This is a genomic window from Thermophagus sp. OGC60D27 (assembly GCF_052400625.1).
Lineage (GTDB): Bacteria > Bacteroidota > Bacteroidia > Bacteroidales > Marinilabiliaceae > Thermophagus.
The window spans coordinates 129669-147564 of sequence record NZ_JBQTGH010000005.1; the positions used below are offsets into that span (position 1 = coordinate 129669).

The window sequence follows — 17896 nt, forward strand, 5'->3', positions numbered from 1 at the left end:
TTAAAACTCCAATTTATAAGAAATAGAGGGAACAACTGAAAACAAATAGGTCTTCTCTGCTTTGATTTTATAGGGATCGGTTTCATCACTCACAAAATTAATGGCCCAGGCATTTTTTCGGCCATATACATTGTAAAGCGAAAAGATCCATTCTCCCCCTTTACCTCTTCCTTTTCTTCCCCGGATGGTCAACGATAAATCGAGCCGATGATAATCGGGCATTCGTTCTCCATTTCGTTCGGAATACAAAGGCACCATTTCCCCACTCACCTCGTATCTCCCCACCGGCATAGTTACTGGAGATCCCGTATAATAGATCCAATTCCAGGATAATGAAGTCCTGGATGAAAGGCGGTAATTCATAAAGACCGACAGATCATGGGTATGATCATATTGAGACAGATACGGTTTACCATCATTGATGTCCGGGGCTACCCGTTCCGATTTCAGAAAAGTGTATCCCACCCAACCATTAAACCGAAGGGTATTCCACCTTGACATAATCTCAAAGCCTCGTGCCCAGGCTTTTCCTTGTCTCACCTCACTTTCTATGGTTTCGTTGAGAATCAGGTCGGGATGATCTTTAAAATCAATGGTATTTTCCATCCATTTATTAAATACTTCTACACTATTCTCAAAGACCCTGTCCCTTGAAGTATGAAAAAAGCCCAGTGATACCTGGTCGGCCACCTGAGGTTTCACATTCGGAGATGCCGGAAACCAAACATCAAGAGGAGTTGATGACGTGGAATTGCTGGCCAGCTGAATATATTGCCGGGTACGGCTATAACTGAGTTTTGCTGAAAGTCTGGGTGATATTTCCACCGAAACGCCTGCACGTGGCTCCAATCCATGATATTCATTAAAGATCTCCCCTGATGAATAGTATAAAGTATCGGTCACAATATAATCATCATCAAATTCAAATACCTTTCCTCCCCCGATGTTCTGAAACAGTGAATAACGCAAACCGACCCTCAGTACAAGCCATGGCGTCAACTCATCGGTATGACTGATGTATATACCGTGTTCGAGTGAATTATTACGGGGTAGCTTAATACTCCGGAATAGTGAATACTCATCCGTTCCTGAGACATCGCCGGGATCAACCCGATGATAAATGGTTCTATTTCCAAAGCGAAGGGTGCGGGTTGAATTAATATACCAAGAGAAATCACTCCCTACCATATAATCGTTAAATTCCGACACCCATTCCAGATCGTCAAAGTCGTTTTCGGAAGTTCCCAGAAAATAATCATATTTACTCTTTACCAAGGTAAAGTTGGCAAATAGAGATGGGGAAAATACATGATTCCAACGAAAGGTAAAGGTGGTGTTGCCATAATTTAGACGGGCAAGATCATCGGAAAACACATCACGACCCCAATAACCACTAAGGAAAATTCGATTATTTTCATTGACAATCCAGTTAAATTTCATATTGGTATCATAGAAGTAAAGCTTATTATCGTGGATCGCTTCGTCGGGCGACAGAGGTAAAAACAGATCCAGATAAGAACGTCTTCCGCTAAGGAAAAATGAGGATTTATCCTTTACAATCGGTCCTTCCAAGTTTAATCGACTGGATATAAGTCCTATCCCTGCCGATCCTTTAAATTTCTTCATATTTCCTTCTTTGGTATGAACATCCAATACCGAGGAGAGACGACCACCTTCCGATGCGGGAAAATCGCCTTTGTAAAGTTCTATACTTTTAACGGCATCGTTGTTAAAGACGGAGAAAAAACCAAGCAAATGCCCTGCATTATAAACAATTGCTTCATCCATCAACAACAAATTCTGATCAGGGTTGCCTCCCCTGACGGTGAAATTACTGGAACCTTCACTGGTAGCTGAGACACCCGGCAACATCTGAACCGCTTTCATAGGATCTGTTTCCCCCATCAATACAGGAATACGACGAATGGATGAAGACTCTAATTTCTCAAGACCTATCAACGGAAAACGGGAAGAATAAATGTCTCCTTCCGCTTTAATCACTACCTCTCCCAGAGTTTGGGCGGCAGGTTCCAGTTCAATAGTAACCACCGTATCACGATTTACAATCAAGTCATGACTATTGTATCCCAAGAAAGCAAATCGAAGCATACGACCAGGTGCCGGCACCTCCAGTGAAAAATAACCATATATATTGGTAACGGTTCCGGTTCCCTCCCCTGTTATGGCGATGGTGGCCCCAATGAGTGTTTCGCCGGTCTCCGCATCCTTTACATATCCACTCACTGTCACTCCTTTGGGAGGTGCCGGTACGCCGGAAACAACCTCTATGGCAGCCATAAAAAAACTGAATATCAACAATAATAAAGCGTTCCGCATATTTAGTTTACATACTTTTCGTAACAATCTTACCTAGGACACCCTATAAAAGATTTCTCTGAAATAAAGGTGCAGAATAAAAAAAACTCCTGATATTTGATCCAATAGATGTAAATGTACAAAATAAGAAACGAATAATGTGTTTTTCGGTGATCCTCTCACTTTTGTAATGGCACAATCTTTGTGTTAAGGAAGTTTAACAATTCAATCTCAACCGTTGGCAACCAGCAGCATAAGCAACACAGCATCAAATAGAATCCCTTGCCTGCAGCTAAAAAATGACAAACTAAAGCTGAAGAAACGAGTATGACATTAGAGAATTGCCACAATAGGAGATGATTGAAACCAGTGTCATACGAGTTCCATCAGACCAATAAATTAAATAAACTTTATACTGATGAAAAAGCAACTCATTATTTTATCGGCGCTTCTGTTCGCAGGAGCAACCTTTTCCTTACAAACAATAGCGCAGGGGCGTTTTGCATTGGGGGTAAAAGCAGGATACAATTCATCCAAATTCCGAACCGACAACGCGGAAGATATAATAAAAGGGACCGAAAATTATACCTTCAGCGACGCCAAAGAAGAGGCCAAAAACGGACTTATGCTAGGTGCCTTTGCTCGTATCAAATTGATTAATAAACTTTCTATACAGCCCGAACTACTTTACGTAAAAAAAGGTGGAAAAACCATCGCCAACACTGATATGGGGAATGTTAGCATCAACTCAACCTATCACACCTGGGATATTCCTCTGCTGGCACATCTAAAACTTATTGACTTAAAGTTTCTCAATATTTATGGTGTCGGTGGTCCGGTAGCCTCCTTTACTGCCAAAGAAAATGATAACTGGTATGCGAGTATTGATGATGTCAATGAATTCTCAGACAACATAAAAAGTGCCTTGTGGAGTTTTCAAACCGGAGGAGGTATAGAAATTGGCCGTTTAAATCTCGATGTCAGATATTCCTGGGGACTGGGAGATTCATCCACGAAACTAGAACGAGTAAATAACAATCTGACCTTTTCAATTGGTTACAAAATCTTCGATTTTTAGCCAACTACACAAACCAATAATGAAAACACCTAAACATAGACAAAAATTCATATAAAAACAGTAAGCCGGGCTCAATGAACATTGGGCCCGGCTTCTATGATATAATACAACCATCAACTGTTCATTTCTCCTCATGATTCTGGTCAAATACAATTACACCAATATTATTCTTCCCGTCGATGAGGGTCGAAAAAGGTCTTGCGAACCGCACATGTCTGACCAAGCCCAAGTCTTCCGCCGAGGGATGATTGTCCAAAACATTCATATCAATATGGCCTTCGCCGATGGATGGATTAACGGTGAGATAGCCAACCCTGAGTGACGTAAGATTTTGAAAGAAATGAGTTCCCTGGCTTGGCTCCACATGGTAATTCTCCAGCCCCATTTCCACAATGGTCCGAGCGCCTGCTATTTGCCCCCATCTGACTGGAACCCCCAGCCACGGATCCTGGGATCCCCATCGTCCGGGCCCAATCAACAAATAAGGTCGTCCCTCCTTTTGCAATTTATCATTAATTTTTTCGATTTGGGTAGCAATTTCTCGGTTAAGTGATGGTTTAAAGCTTTCTGTTTTGACATACACCACATCCCGAACATCGTGTACCTCACCATTACCAAGAGCCGATTCGGAATAAAGAAAACACTTTTGGGGTTCAAAACCGGATAAGTCAGGCCCCATAGGATTTTTGGTGCTAACCACCGGTCTAATCTGTAACAGATAAAATACCGGCTTTCCGTCGGGTGTCTGCAAATCAACAGCAAACTCTATCTCCACAGGTTGTTTCATTTCATCCTGACCAATATCCAGAATCTTTCTGCATATCTCGGCCAGAGGAAAAGCATCATATTTAAGGATGTTAGCAAAAGTAATTAGCCTTACTCCATCAGCCATCAGACCATCTTTGATCATATGATTCTGCATATCAAAGACTGAGGCAAGCCATTTCAGCGAACCGTCAGCTTCTGCCTCACCCACATTTAGACGGAGAATATTAATCCCGTCGTTTACGGAAGGTTCAAAGTTTTTCGCATCCAAGTCGAGTGCAAAAAAGGTTTTTTGAGTTTCTTTGACCACCATCTCCGGCGTTGACAATTGTAATATCTTGTGAGGATATCTGGGTGAAAACCTCAGAGAGGTTCCCCCCTCTACAATATGTCTACCCAATCCCAACGCCACATTAACCACACCATCTTCTGCCTTCTCCGGTGGAATGGGATAAAAATTCACCGATCTGGCAACCCCTGAAAATGTGGGATAAAACCGATTGCCATGCGCCTGTCCCACAACCTCCTGAAGGACAATTCCCATTCGCTCTTCATCAATCAGGTTCGTGGTTCCTTCCATATAGGCCCTGCTTGACTTATAATACACCGAGGCATATACACACTTGATGGCATCCATAATTTGATGCACCATCACCTCCTCTTGGGACGGGGCAATCATATAGGTCGAATATATTCCTGCAAATGGCTGATAATGGCTATCTTCAAGCACACTAGACGAACGAATGGCAACGGGCCGCCGGACCACTCTGACAAACCTCAAAAGGTCGTCGTGAAGATGTTCCGGAAGCTTTCCTCTAATAAAATGTCTAAGAATCTCTTCATCGGGGGCTTCCGACAATCCCACTGAATAAAGATCATTCTCTTCCATGAAAGTTTCAAAAATATCAATCCCCAAAACAATGGTTCGGGGAATCATAATATTGACGTCAGGATATTGGCTCAGTTCAGGATGTTTTTTTATGATGGTATTAAGAAATGCAAGTCCTCGGGCTTTCCCTCCTATCGACCCTTGCCCTATGCGCGAAAAGGTCATATACTCATCATACCGCTCCCGATCAAAAGAAGCGATGACTCCTTTCCCTTTACTTTTCCGAAATTCAGCAATTAATCGAACCAGTTTCTCCTTATGGGTGGCCATATCCACATCATCCTCCACCTTTATCTGCCTTACTACGTCAGCAATAGGAAACAGAGCTCGTGCTGTAAGCCATTTGGATACATGATCCCGTTTAAAGTGATAAAGCAAAGAATCATCCGGAATTTCCATCAACTTTCCCTGTAATTCCTTCAAGTTACTGACTCTAGCAATTTCATCCCCCGTGTGCGGGTTAATAAAAATAAAGTCACCAAAGGCCAAATAAGAGTTTAAAAACTCTTTTAGTTCCTGAAGCAAAAACTTCGATTGTTTATGAATAAACCCCACCTTCATTTGTTTTGCCACCTCGCCAATTCTGGCATCTGACGATTGTAACATTATAGGCAAATAGGGGCTATCTTTCTTCACCTTTTTGGCCAGATTAATACCGGCCCCCTGTTCTTTGGTTCCATCATGCTTAAAAGAAACATCAGAAATAATCCCCAACAGGTTGTTCCGATACTTTTTGTAATAATTTTCCGCTTCCTCATAGGTCCTGGCCAACAATATTTTGGGTCGACCGCGCATTCGCATCATCTTTTGATGTTCATTAAGGCCTTCCTGCATTAATTTTTGAGATTGCCGAAAAACGATTTTATAGATCACTGGCAAATAACTGGAATAAAACCGCACCGAGTCTTCAACTAAAAGAATGCTTTGCACCCCCACTTCACAAATATCATAATCCGCATTCATCCGATCTTCAATGAGCTTAATAATGGCCAAAAGAAGATTGGCATTCCCTAGCCAACAAAAAACATAATCGATGGCACTGGTATCTTCCTGTTCCAGCTGCATAGACACTTCACGTGAAAAAGGCGTTAAAACAACGATTGGAACACTGGGATAAAGTTCTTTAATCTTACGGGAAAGCGAAAAAGGATCCATCTCTCCGACGCTTAGCATGGAAATCACCAAGTCTATCTGCTCTTCTTCCAAAACCTTAAAAGCTTCACCTGCAGACGACACCTGAATAAAATGAGGCGGATACCGCAAACTCAACGAAACATATTCGTTAAATAGCTGCTCATCAATCCGTCCATCCTCTTCTAGCATATATGCATCGTAAGAGCTACAGATTAATAACACTTTATGAATTCGCTTTTGCATCAGCTGATCAAAAGCTGTTTCTGAAAAGGAGTGATAAACACTATTCAAGTCCATAAACAAATCCCAATTAAAAAGACTGATTAAAAGATGGAGGTCTATGCAAATACAAAACCGGCCAACAAACGGCCTAAAATCAAGAAAGGCTGTCTCAAAATACACTCTCGAGACAGCCTTCATAATCTTCTATATCAAAACAAAGATTTACATCGGTATCTGATTAACTTTCCGCGCGGAATAACTAATCTTAAGCGCCTGCGCTTCTCTCAGAGCCTGCTTAACGTCGGTAATAACACCCATTGGGGTATCAAAATCCGCCTTAATAGAGACCGTCATTTTTGAACGATCACTTTCACGCATGGATTCACGTTCTTGCACAATATAATTCCGAATATCGTCTACCGTAGAAAATTGATCATTCAACTGCAAACGAGGTTCCGTTCCAAAAGTGGATTGATATTGTCGTTGCGGAATTCCAACATAAATATAGGTAACCAATGTTTTCTTTTCCAATTTGGTCAACTCTGTTGCTTCTGGTTGTTTCAATTGAATTTTCAATGAAACTTCTTTCATGGTTGTACTCACCATAAAGAAAAACAAAAGCATAAAAACAATATCGGGAAGCGAGGCTGTATTGATTGCCTGCTGGCCTCCTCCTCTTTTCTTTCTGAATTTAGCCATATTATTTCCCTCCTATGTTTTTAGGTTCAGCCTCGGAAATTCTTTGCGGATAGATATCCCGAATAGCTTCCTTTTTGTCATCATCAAGTTCATCGAACTTCTTACCAAATTTCCGTTGAGCCAACTCATTCCGCAATTCATTATAAGCAGCGGCCAATTCATTCTGTACCGACAGATACATTTGGTATTGAGTTCCCCGGTCATTTTGGAGAGAAATTACCCCTTTGGAGACAGGTACAATGCCGAAATATTCAACTTCAATTTCTTCTTTTTCCGGCAAAGAGGGATCATCCATTGGGTTCTCTATAAATTCCTTGGCGGCTTCCCTGAGCTGACTCAAATCCATGGGTTCTTTCTCCACCAACAGCCTGTTCTGAGCATTAATAAGCACCTCAAACACATTCCGTTCTTTAATGGGCGGAGGTGTTTCTTCGGTTTTCGGTACCGGAGGTGGAAGCATCCGAGACAAGCCTGAATCCGTGTCCATGGTTGTAGTCACAAGGAAGAAAATGAGCAAAAGGAAGGCTATATCTGCCATCGATCCTGCATTCACTTCCTGAATATCTCTTTTTCCCATAGAATTTTATAATTATTAAGTCAGGAGGAAAGATCTTCTTTCCTCCTTTAAAAAATGTTGTTATTTAAAAATTCGGGACACCTCTGTATACAGGATTGCCACTAAAGCACCCCCAAAGAGGAAATAGGTACTGTAAAGAAATGTATCGCCAAGAATCAACATACTTGGAACATTATCTGATCCCTTATAACCTAACAGTGGCAGAGGTGTACCATCTCCCATACTGTACGCAATCAGAACAACGATTCCTAATACAGCAATAGAAATCAAAGATTTAACAGCCGTTTGCGGATTAATAACCAGATTTACTAATTCAAATATGATGGTTATTGCAGCGGCTCCGATCAGTAATATCTTTCCCCAGTTCAGGATCGACTCCGTGTAAACAGGTGTTGGCAAAGCTGCATCTTCTACTTCACCTCCGAAGAAGAAAAGCCCTGCAAAAACAACTGTTATCCCGAGGATGATAAACAGAACAAAACTTAAATATTTTGAAAGCTTAGTCATAAGGACAATTATTTATTTTTCATGTTATACTTAACCAGGATGTCCATCAAAGAAATTGAAGCATCTTCCATTGAGTTTACGATGCCATCAATTTTAGAAACCAGGTAATTGTAGAATACCTGAAGAATGATGGCAACAATCAAACCGGATACGGTAGTAATAAGAGCTATTTTGATACCTCCTGCAACCGCAGTAGCAGAAACATCTCCCATGGCCTGAATACTGTCAAACGCATCGATCATACCAATTACTGTTCCCATAAACCCAAGCATAGGAGCAATAGCGATGAACAAGGAAATCCAGGTAAGTCCTTTTTCAAGCAATCCCATTTGAACCGATCCATAAGAAACTACGGATTTTTCTACCACCTCAAGACCTTCATCGAATCGATCCAGACCCTGATAGAAAATAGATGCAACCGGTCCTCTGGTGTTGCGGCACACTTCTTTAGCTGCTTCAACACCGCCTTCATTCAGTGCTTCTTCCACTTTCTGAAGAAGTTTCTTAGTGTTGGTAGAGGAAAGATTAAGATAAATTATTCTTTCAATGGTAATCGCCAAACCAAAAATAAGGGCCAGAAGTACGAAACTCATAAACATCGCACCACCTTCAATAAATTTGGCTTTAATTTGTTTGTGAAGCCCTTGAAGTTCCTCACTCTCATCTTGTCCTACGACTGCTTCTTCAACCATCTCTCCTTCTACAGCCTCCGCCTCAGTAACTTGTGCACTTGTAGTATCTTCGGCCATCGACTGCTCTTCTCCCTGAGCATAAATGGATGATGCACCTATGCTAAGCATCCCAAAAACTGCCAAAAACGCAAATAGCTTTTTCATAATCTGTAATAAATTTTGATTTGTATTGGTTTGTTAATACTCAAATATAATTGACATTCTCATTCGTAACAATGCAGAACAAATTTAAAATCAATTAGTAAAAACGCAAAATTTTTATTTTACACTTGAATTTACGGGTTGCAAATTACAAAAAAATTGTCAAATACAATGTTATCATTCAAATTCATTCGTAGATAATTTATCTAAAACATTGGTCTAATGGAGCTCGCATGACGCAGTTTAAATCAATTCTTGTTCCCCTATGGTTGTCCCAAGAGTAGTATCCACGCTGGTTCATGCCACCTTCTTCCAGAAATTAAAGGCGAGTATATTAAATCCTAATAATTAGAGAATAGCCTCCTTAAAACAACGAATAATCATCCCACGCGATTTATCGGAAGCATTTCCCCATTGGGGTTACCACTACCACTTTAAGGATTAACCGGTTTTATTTCCCCTTTAAGCGATCTGTTGAGATCAGCAATTAACTCTTCCGTGGAAGAGCAATTTCCCAAAAGATACATCAATTTGGTTAAAGCGGCTTCGGTAGTAATGTCATGTCCACTGATAACCCCCATATTTAACAAGTGCCTTCCGGTCTCATATCGCCACATTTCCACATTGCCGGAAAGACATTGTGTAACATTAATAATAATAACCCCTCTGTCAATGGCATCACGCAACGCCCGAATGAACCATTGGGCCGTTGGGGCATTTCCGGAGCCATAAGTTTCCAGCACGACGCCCCTCACCCCCGGGGCTTCAAGAATTGATCGGACCACATTCTCCTGAATGCCCGGAAATATTTTCAACAACGACACATTATTATCCATTTGGGTCGAAACCGAAAAAGTACCTTCCAGCGTGGTATAGCGAATATAAGGATAATTGTATTTGATATGCAACCCCACCTCCGCCAAAGGAGGATAATTGTCGGAACGAAAGGCCCTGAAATGTTCTGCATTATATTTTGTGGTTCTATTGCCTCTGAAAAGTTTATCCTGAAAATAGATACAAACTTCCGGAACCAACGACTGACCGTTTTTATGGGCGGCGGCAATCTCCAGGGCCGTCAGTAAATTTTCCTTTCCGTCGGTTCGGATGGCCCCCAATGGCAATTGACTCCCTGTAAGGATTACCGGTTTCTGCAAATTGTGAAGCATAAAACTCAAAGCACTGGCAGTATACGCCATGGTATCGGTGCCATGCAAAACCACAAAGCCATCGAACCGGGAATAATTCTCTTCAATGATCTGGACGAGTCTCCCCCAGATTTCGGGCGACATTTCTGACGAATCCACGATGGGGTTAAAGGAGATACTACTAACTCCAAAATCAAATTTTTTTAGTTCGGGAACTTTCCGGGATATCTTTTCAAAATCGAAAGGGACCAAAGCATTGGTTTCGGCATCCACCGCCATTCCGATAGTACCTCCCGTATAAATTATTAAAACTTGTTTATTCATAGCCAGCATTATAAATCCAGCCCAAATAGTTGGGCAGCATTTCGAGTTGTCAGTTGGTCCATTTCTTGCGTGGTCATATTAAATAGATTTGCCAGCTTTTCAAGGGTATATTTCAGAAATGCAGGTTGATTTCGTTTCCCCCGATATGGAACAGGCGTCAGATAAGGAGCGTCTGTCTCAAGCATCAGACGGTCGGGTCCTACTGCTTCAATGACTTTATCGAGCCCAGAATTTTTAAACGTAATAATTCCATTAATTCCCAACATAAAGCCGTCGTATCCCAACGCCCGCCGCGCCTGCTCTTCATTCCCTGAAAAACTGTGAAAGACCCCCTTCAATCGGGAATCGTTAACTTTATCCAGTTCTTCAAAGACGGCATCAAAAGCTTCTCGGACATGAATAACCACCGGCTTCTCCATCTCTGCAGCCCAGCGCAGTTGGGTTCCAAACACTTCACGTTGTTCTTTTTCCCGCGATTTATCCCAATACAAATCAATCCCAATCTCCCCTATGGCAACAAAATCCCGTTGCCCCAGCCAATCTTCAACGATGGACAATTGTTCTGTATAATCTTCTTTGACGGAAGTGGGATGCAGCCCCATCATGGCATAACAAAATCCGGGGTAAGCTGCTTCGGTCATCAACAAAGGAGGGATCGTTTGTTCGTCAATGTTTGGCATTAATATTTTGAAAACACCGGCCTCCTTTGCTCCAACAACGACCTCTTCTCTGTCTTCGTCAAACTCAGACAAAAAAATATGTGAATGTGTGTCTATCATGCATTTTAGATTAAGTACCTTTTCTCTGCATCTGCAGTCCGACAAAGGTACATCACTTCATCCACTCATAAAAGAGGCCGGTATTTCAAAATTGTCTATTTAAACCACGCCCTGTGCAAGCATGGCTTCTGCCACCTTCACAAAGCCACCGATATTGGCACCTTTCACATAATTGATTTTACCATTGGTGCCTTTACCGTATTTGACACAAGTGGCATGAATATTTCTCATGATTTGATGCAGGCGAGTATCCACTTCTTCTCTGCTCCACCCGAGGCGCATGCTGTTCTGGCTCATTTCGAGTCCGGAAACGGCAACGCCACCGGCATTGACGGCCTTGCCGGGCGCAAAGAGCGTATTTTCGACAGCGAAAGAGACAGCCTCGGCGGTACATCCCATATTGGAAGCTTCGGCAATCAACTGGCAGCCGTTTTCTACCAGTTTTTTCGCGTCATCTTCATTGAGTTCGTTTTGGATGGCACACGGAATCGCAATATCTACTTTTTGTTCCCACGGCTTTTTGCCTTTGAAAAATTCAACTCCGTACTTTTCGGCATAAGGTTCTACAATATCCTGATTGGAAGCCCTCAGCTGCAGCATATAATCGATCTTACTGCCAGAGATCCCGTCCGGATCATAGACATAACCGTCAGGACCGGAGATGGTCACCACTTTAGCGCCCAATTCTGTGGCTTTTAAAACAGCCCCCCAAGCCACATTGCCAAATCCCGAAACAGCCACTGTTTTGCCTTCCAGCGTTTCGTTATTCTGGCTCAACATTTCACGCACAAAATAAACAGCACCAAAGCCGGTCGCTTCGGGACGAATAAGACTGCCACCAAATTCTCGTCCTTTCCCGGTTAATACGCCGGTAAATTCGTTTCTTAGCTTTTTATACATTCCAAACAGATAGCCTATTTCCCGTCCACCGACACCGATATCTCCGGCTGGAACGTCGGTATTCGGACCTATATGACGAAACAGTTCGGCCATAAAAGCCTGGCAGAAACGCATAATCTCATTGTCCGACTTTCCTTTCGGACTAAAGTCACTTCCACCTTTACCGCCACCCATAGGCAGTGAGGTAAGACTGTTTTTGAAGGTCTGTTCAAACCCTAAAAACTTTAGTCCACTCAAAGTAACACTGGGGTGAAACCGAAGACCTCCTTTGTAGGGGCCTAATGCAGAATTGAACTCTACCCGATAGCCTCTGTTCACCTGAACTTCTCCTTTATCATCGACCCAGGGAACACGGAACATAACGACCCTTTCGGGTTCCGTCATCCGTTCCAATATTTTAGCTTTTTGGTAACGGGGATTTTCCATATAGAAATCCCAAACTGTTTCAACAACTTCCTGAACGGCTTGCAGGAATTCGTCTTCGCCAGGATTTTTTCTCCTGACGCTATCCATAAAAGATTGAAATTTGTTATCCATAAATCCGGATTTTTAGTATCTGATTACACCATCAAAAATAGGGATATTTTTTATACGGAGTAACAAATTGAAAGTTTTTATGCAACAACAACAAGCGCAGCTTAAAAACTACTATTCAATCTTTTACAAGGCCAAAACTTTTTGATATGATAAAAATCACCTCCACCCACACCAAAACAGACGACAAATTGTAAGCATCCAACTCCTTTTCTCGCACACAAATTCTCTTTTCAGACAATCCTCTCCAATATTGTTTTCAGGCACCGGTCACCACCCTATTCTTGAACCCCACACACCGGGTGCAAAAAAGCACTTTCTTTCCGCCTTCAGCATTCCTGTTCCCGTGCCGGTTCGCTTACCTGTAAAAGCAATGATTGCCAAAATCCAGATTGGAAGACTACTTCAGAATCCCCATCTGCTCCAGTCGCGAACTAATGCTTAATCTCCTTCCTTCTGCATTTGCCTTACGCAATTCGTAACATATTTTCCCTTCGCGGACCACAAAATTGATTGCCGCCCCCTGTTCTATCATTCCCTCCTTTTCCGTGACCAGCAGGACAGCCTTCCCCTCCAGTTTTTCCAGGACTTCATTTATCTGACGACTCTGCCAGTGTCCGACAAACATAATATGGGGATTGCCTACTTCTGATGCCGACATATAGTTTCGCACCTCTATGGCCTGATTGCCCACGGTTTTACCTTCGGTAATCTCTTTGAGCTTCTCATATACCGATGCGTGCCCTAATACTTCGATCACAAAATTCCCCGAACGACTGCTTTCCGGCCATTCAATATACCGCGTGAAATTGAGCAGATAAAGAGAAATATAATCTTCCTCCTGCGCTGTTACATGCCAGGAGGTCATGCAAAGACAGAATATCACCAAAAGATTTTTCAACATAAAGAGTTATTTTTCAATGGCGAATCGTATGGTCTTCGAGGCTTTATTCTTAAGCGCATCCGCGGCCTCAATTACAATCTCATAATTATCAGGTTTAAATCCCTCAATGGGAAGCACTCCGGAAGTTTCTTTGCCGTTTATACGGTATCGCAGTGTTTCCTCTCCGGTTGTATTATCTGTGGCACCGATATACAATTTGGTATTGGAAGGATAAATAACATATTCTTCACCTCTTACCACTTTCTTACCAATGGGTTCAACACTAAAATGGTAATAGATGACAGGTGGCTCATCATCCATTACAAAAACCATTTGGCGTGACTCTTCTCTGTTGTTCACTCGATCTTCTGATCTCCATTCCAGATGGTTCAGGCCCGCTTTCCATCCGCCAAAAGGATCGACATATTCGCCTTCCGCTCCGTTCAGGTTATAAAAAACTCTTTTCAAACCACTCTCTTTGTCATTGGCTTGAATTTCGGCCCGGGTAGCCCGGGCTATAAATAATGTATCTCTATTTCGGAAAACAGGACCGCGAAAGACCACCTTGCTTTCCGGCGCATCGCGATCAATATAAAAGGTCTTTATTTTTTCTTTTGCTGCATTATCCACCCAGTCTGTGGCCGAATAAGACATTTTCACCAAGCTGTTTCCTTCCGGCAAAAAAGGTTCCGCATACTCCTCTGAGGTAACAAATGAATTGTAACTAAAAAGAATGCTCTTAACACCCGATTTATCATCTTTGGCCGAAAGTACCACCCGCGTATTCCCGGAAATATAATCCTGATCACCCTTGTAATGGTCGCCTTCAAAACTTAAACTGACTTCCGGTGCTTCCCGGTCAATATAGTAATCGAACACCGTTTCATCCTCTGCTTTGCTGCCTCTGGCCGATGCAATGGTTCCAATGACCTTTGGCTCCTCTTTATTGCCCACGTGATCTTCGGCATAATAAGTAATGGACGATTCATCATCGCTAAGCACTGAGACGGGAATCGGCTTCTGATACACTTTATAATCACCATTATTTATGGCGTAATAAATATTTTTAATTCCCGACAGGCTGTCTTGGCTTTCCAGAACCACTGAGGCATCGGGTGCCAACACGCGATTTTTCTCAATACCGTTAATGGTATGCCGGGTTTGGGGTGCCGATTGATCGACCACAAAAGCCATCTTTTTAGGCTTTTCGGCATTGCCCACATGATCGACCGAGTAGAACAAAACCTCATATTTTCCTTCTTCCGCAAAATGAGCCGGGTTTTCCTTCAAACTCCGGTATGCCGATCCGTCCACAGAATAAAAGAAATCTGCTAGTCCCGACATTTCATCCTTCCCCTCAAAAGATACTTGCCCCCCTTCATTCAGGAAGAGCATCCCCTCTTTTTTAAACATCCTAACTTCTCCAAAAACCATCTTTGATTTGGGAGGCAAACCATCTGCATAAACATCAAAAATGATATCCTGATGGGGATACTTAACTTCATGAGTAGCGGTATCGACGGCCCAGGGCGAACGTATTGTATTCCATCCTTCCGAATCCAGATACATGGGGTTGGCATACTGTGGGGTTTTGGAACTTTCCAAAAGCCAGCTTTCTGCGCCCTCTTCGGGGGAAGTAGAAATACTCAGATAAAGAGGCAAGCTTTTATTAATGAATAACTTTCCGTCAGAACCTTTATAAATGACCTTTTTATGCTTTAAAGGTTCCTGAGCCGATAGTCCGCCAATCCAGGCAAACCAAATTAACAGCGTGAGAAATATTTTTACTACAACGGATTTTAAGGAGGGGGTCAAAGGTTCGGACAGAATGTTTGTTCGAAGCATCGTATTAGATTTTAATTTATTTTAGAAATACGAGTCTGCTGGGAAAAAGACTATATTTTTTGGTCATGGGACGCTGAACCTTTGACAAAGCATCGCTTTTTTTCGACCAACTCCCCGCTTATGTTAAGGATGCAATTTGATTTATCCTGCCGCTGTTTTTGCCGAAAGAATCATAAATCCCCGACAAAGCGATTGATCGCTCCCGGCAATCTTTATATCTTTGTCATAACTAAACAAATTTAGCCATGTCACATACATCTCTGAATGTGGTTGCTCAGAAGGCCGGGGTATCCAAGACAACGGCATCATTAGTCCTCAACGGCAAAGCCGACAAAGTTAATATCGCCCCCGGCACGCAGGAACGTGTAAGGAAGGTAGCCCGCGAACTGAACTACCAACCAAACCGCTTTAATCCGGGACGATTAAACGGGAAAACAGGAATTATCGCAGTGGTCGCCACCGATTTCTCGTCCTATCCAAATTATTTATGGCTTCACCACCTGATCGTTTCCATTCAGGCGCACGGATATGTGGTCGTTCCGATACTATCGGGCGCCAATCCGGAACAATCGATCGACCACATTGCTGCCGACGGCTATGTTATTATTGATGAAGCAGCAGCAGATCTTTTCCCCCAAAAGCCGGAACCAGGTTTTCCCGTTGTATGCGCCGGATTCAAAACCAAAACAACTGCTTTTAAAGGCATCCATCCCAATTACCGGGAAAGAGTAAACGAAATGATTTCTGCCCTATACCGGCACAATAAAAAAGCCATTGGATTGGTGGCTCAACATGGCGACAACCCATCCACCAATGAAATGATTAAAACCTACAAAGAAAATTATTGTGATCGATTCGAGATCCCCGAGAATATTGCTCATATACCCCAAAATGACTGGTCGCCCCAAACGATACTAAAGGCTTGTCTCGAACTGGTAGAAAAGGAGGTCAACGGAATCGTATTCGAAAGTGGTGCAATGGCTCTACGCGCGTTGTCTCAAAAAGAAGCAAGACAGCTCTCAGAAAAAAATATACTTTTTGCAAGCCACATAGCGAAGACTGAATTTCAGACTTCTAATGACGATATAATACTGGCATTCCCGGATAATATTGAAGAAATGGCGAACGAAGTAGTAGAAGTGCTGTTCGGAAAATTACTCCCCTCAACACACTGCAAATAATCAAAAAAAAAAAAAAATAGCCCCCGGGCATTTAGCTTCAGTGAATCAGGATTTTTGGGAAGGGTAATATGCTTAAAAATGTTTTATGGCAAAACAAATCAAACAAGCTCACAAACTATTTCAAAGCCCGGGGGATTAATTCTTTTAGTCGTTTACAAAAATGAAGTTACAGGGTCCTATTCCTATATTTTCTGAATAGGTATCTACAATTTCCCCGTTGACATCATAAACGTCCACACTTCCGGCGTCCGTATAGCTAGGAGCAATACCCACATAAAGATTTCCGGTGGCAGGATCCACACTCATGCCATTAACGGCTACATCGGCAAATTTGGTGGTGGGTAATTCAGTAGCCTCCACAGCGACCTCCCAAATTCCCGAAAAACCATAACCACCACCAAAGTAGATGCTCTCACCATCAGCAGCCATTGCCATTCGGGTAGGTTTACCATAGACCGATTCATCAGCCTCGAAGGTTTCTTCTACCTGATAAGAGCCGGCATCTATTCGATGAAGAGCACCGGGCGTAGAACTAATTAGCGCCCAGGTTTCCCAATCATATTCATTATATCCTGCAGAGAGAACCCACGCATCGCCATTGACATCTTCTACCACATCCTGAGGACAGTCGTGAACCTTTATCGTTTCTTTTACTGAATAATCGGAAAAATCGATAACCGAAACAATATCATTGGCACCATAACCACCACAGTTAGCTACCCATAGCTCATCATTGATAACGGCCATTCCTTCCGGGCCGGCACTCACATCTATCGTGTTGATTACCGCCAACTGCTGCGGATCAATTACGACGATCTGTCCATCATTACCCCACTGGGAGACATAAACCAACCCATCATACACCACGGCATACCTCGGATTATCTATGCCATTCTCAATCTCATAGACATATTCAAAATTCGTATTATCAACAACCATCAGACTGTTAGAAGCATTCAACACCAAAAAAGAGAGGTTCCCGACCGAAACCATATCTTGTAATACATCTCCCAAAACAGCAGTATTATTTCGTTCCGTAAACAAGTCGCCCATTATGGTATCTTCTCCAATAAAAGAGACCGACGCATTGGCCGCCCCATACTGTCCTTGGTTCAACACAAAGACACCATTGGTAAAGTCGCCTTTATCAATAACATCGCTGTTGTTATCGTCATCTTCGCACGATGCCAGCATCACCACCAGCGATAGACCAAAAATTTTCAATATGTTCTGTATCGAACGCTTCCTGCTAAAAAATTCCAATCGTTTCATTCTTATCAACTTT

14 protein-coding genes are annotated in these 17896 nt (G+C 42.5%); 2 read left to right on the top strand and 12 right to left on the bottom strand.

The window, feature by feature from the left end:
* On the bottom strand, nt 1-2337 hold the full coding sequence (locus ACT29H_RS07740) for a TonB-dependent receptor (protein WP_444821046.1): 2337 nt from the start codon (nt 2335-2337) through the stop codon (nt 1-3).
* A 397-nt stretch (nt 2338-2734) separates the two neighbouring features.
* Here ACT29H_RS07740 and ACT29H_RS07745 point away from each other — a divergent pair, with 397 nt between their 5' ends.
* Nucleotides 2735-3394 (top strand): porin family protein, encoded by a 660-nt coding sequence (locus tag ACT29H_RS07745; protein WP_444821047.1) that lies wholly within the window; start codon nt 2735-2737, stop codon nt 3392-3394.
* 121 nt (nt 3395-3515) lie between these two features.
* On the opposite strand, the gene ACT29H_RS07750 is transcribed toward ACT29H_RS07745, so the two are convergent.
* The 10 genes from ACT29H_RS07750 to ACT29H_RS07795 form a co-directional block, all read right to left on the bottom strand.
* A complete protein-coding gene (locus ACT29H_RS07750) occupies nt 3516-6479 on the bottom strand; it encodes a PEP/pyruvate-binding domain-containing protein (RefSeq protein WP_444821048.1) in 2964 nt (987 codons plus the stop codon).
* Nucleotides 6480-6626: 147 nt separating this feature from the next.
* On the bottom strand, nt 6627-7103 hold the full coding sequence (locus ACT29H_RS07755; RefSeq protein ID WP_444821049.1) for an ExbD/TolR family protein: 477 nt from the start codon (nt 7101-7103) through the stop codon (nt 6627-6629).
* A gap of 1 nt (nt 7104) precedes the next feature.
* Nucleotides 7105-7680, bottom strand: a complete 576-nt coding sequence (locus tag ACT29H_RS07760) for an ExbD/TolR family protein (RefSeq protein ID WP_444821050.1) — start codon at nt 7678-7680, stop codon at nt 7105-7107.
* A gap of 60 nt (nt 7681-7740) precedes the next feature.
* Nucleotides 7741-8187: a hypothetical protein gene (locus ACT29H_RS07765; RefSeq protein WP_444821051.1), complete on the bottom strand. Its 447-nt coding sequence runs from the start codon at nt 8185-8187 to the stop codon at nt 7741-7743.
* Between the two features lie 8 nt (nt 8188-8195).
* On the bottom strand, nt 8196-9023 hold the full coding sequence (locus ACT29H_RS07770; RefSeq protein ID WP_444821052.1) for a MotA/TolQ/ExbB proton channel family protein: 828 nt from the start codon (nt 9021-9023) through the stop codon (nt 8196-8198).
* A 431-nt stretch (nt 9024-9454) separates the two neighbouring features.
* A complete protein-coding gene (locus tag ACT29H_RS07775) occupies nt 9455-10489 on the bottom strand; it encodes an asparaginase (protein ID WP_444821053.1) in 1035 nt (344 codons plus the stop codon).
* A gap of 8 nt (nt 10490-10497) precedes the next feature.
* Entirely contained in the window at nt 10498-11268 is a 771-nt protein-coding gene (locus ACT29H_RS07780) for a TatD family hydrolase (protein ID WP_444821054.1), read from the bottom strand.
* A gap of 99 nt (nt 11269-11367) precedes the next feature.
* Nucleotides 11368-12705, bottom strand: a complete 1338-nt coding sequence (gene gdhA / locus ACT29H_RS07785) for an NADP-specific glutamate dehydrogenase (protein WP_444821055.1) — start codon at nt 12703-12705, stop codon at nt 11368-11370.
* Between the two features lie 397 nt (nt 12706-13102).
* Entirely contained in the window at nt 13103-13606 is a 504-nt protein-coding gene (locus tag ACT29H_RS07790) for a YfiR family protein (protein ID WP_444821056.1), read from the bottom strand.
* 6 nt (nt 13607-13612) lie between these two features.
* Nucleotides 13613-15430, bottom strand: a complete 1818-nt coding sequence (locus tag ACT29H_RS07795; protein ID WP_444821057.1) for an OmpL47-type beta-barrel domain-containing protein — start codon at nt 15428-15430, stop codon at nt 13613-13615.
* A gap of 245 nt (nt 15431-15675) precedes the next feature.
* Here ACT29H_RS07795 and ACT29H_RS07800 point away from each other — a divergent pair, with 245 nt between their 5' ends.
* On the top strand, nt 15676-16611 hold the full coding sequence (locus ACT29H_RS07800; RefSeq protein ID WP_444821058.1) for a LacI family DNA-binding transcriptional regulator: 936 nt from the start codon (nt 15676-15678) through the stop codon (nt 16609-16611).
* A gap of 144 nt (nt 16612-16755) precedes the next feature.
* Here the strand turns inward: ACT29H_RS07800 and ACT29H_RS07805 are convergent, their stop codons facing one another.
* Nucleotides 16756-17883, bottom strand: coding sequence for a YncE family protein (locus ACT29H_RS07805; protein WP_444821059.1), 1128 nt, complete (start codon nt 17881-17883; stop codon nt 16756-16758).
* Between the last annotated feature and the right edge of the window lie 13 nt (nt 17884-17896).

Coding starts and splice junctions, on each gene's coding strand:
- ACT29H_RS07745 (WP_444821047.1), top strand. CDS start 2,735: ATGAAAAAGCAACTCATTATTTTATCGGCGCTTCTGTTCGCAGGAGCA.
- ACT29H_RS07760 (WP_444821050.1), bottom strand. CDS start 7,680: ATGGGAAAAAGAGATATTCAGGAAGTGAATGCAGGATCGATGGCAGAT.
- ACT29H_RS07755 (WP_444821049.1), bottom strand. CDS start 7,103: ATGGCTAAATTCAGAAAGAAAAGAGGAGGAGGCCAGCAGGCAATCAAT.
- ACT29H_RS07805 (WP_444821059.1), bottom strand. CDS start 17,883: ATGAAACGATTGGAATTTTTTAGCAGGAAGCGTTCGATACAGAACATA.
- ACT29H_RS07780 (WP_444821054.1), bottom strand. CDS start 11,268: ATGATAGACACACATTCACATATTTTTTTGTCTGAGTTTGACGAAGAC.
- ACT29H_RS07740 (WP_444821046.1), bottom strand. CDS start 2,337: ATGCGGAACGCTTTATTATTGTTGATATTCAGTTTTTTTATGGCTGCC.
- ACT29H_RS07795 (WP_444821057.1), bottom strand. CDS start 15,430: ATGCTTCGAACAAACATTCTGTCCGAACCTTTGACCCCCTCCTTAAAA.
- ACT29H_RS07775 (WP_444821053.1), bottom strand. CDS start 10,489: ATGAATAAACAAGTTTTAATAATTTATACGGGAGGTACTATCGGAATG.
- ACT29H_RS07800 (WP_444821058.1), top strand. CDS start 15,676: ATGTCACATACATCTCTGAATGTGGTTGCTCAGAAGGCCGGGGTATCC.
- ACT29H_RS07750 (WP_444821048.1), bottom strand. CDS start 6,479: ATGGACTTGAATAGTGTTTATCACTCCTTTTCAGAAACAGCTTTTGAT.
- ACT29H_RS07770 (WP_444821052.1), bottom strand. CDS start 9,023: ATGAAAAAGCTATTTGCGTTTTTGGCAGTTTTTGGGATGCTTAGCATA.
- ACT29H_RS07765 (WP_444821051.1), bottom strand. CDS start 8,187: ATGACTAAGCTTTCAAAATATTTAAGTTTTGTTCTGTTTATCATCCTC.
- ACT29H_RS07790 (WP_444821056.1), bottom strand. CDS start 13,606: ATGTTGAAAAATCTTTTGGTGATATTCTGTCTTTGCATGACCTCCTGG.
- gdhA (WP_444821055.1), bottom strand. CDS start 12,705: ATGGATAACAAATTTCAATCTTTTATGGATAGCGTCAGGAGAAAAAAT.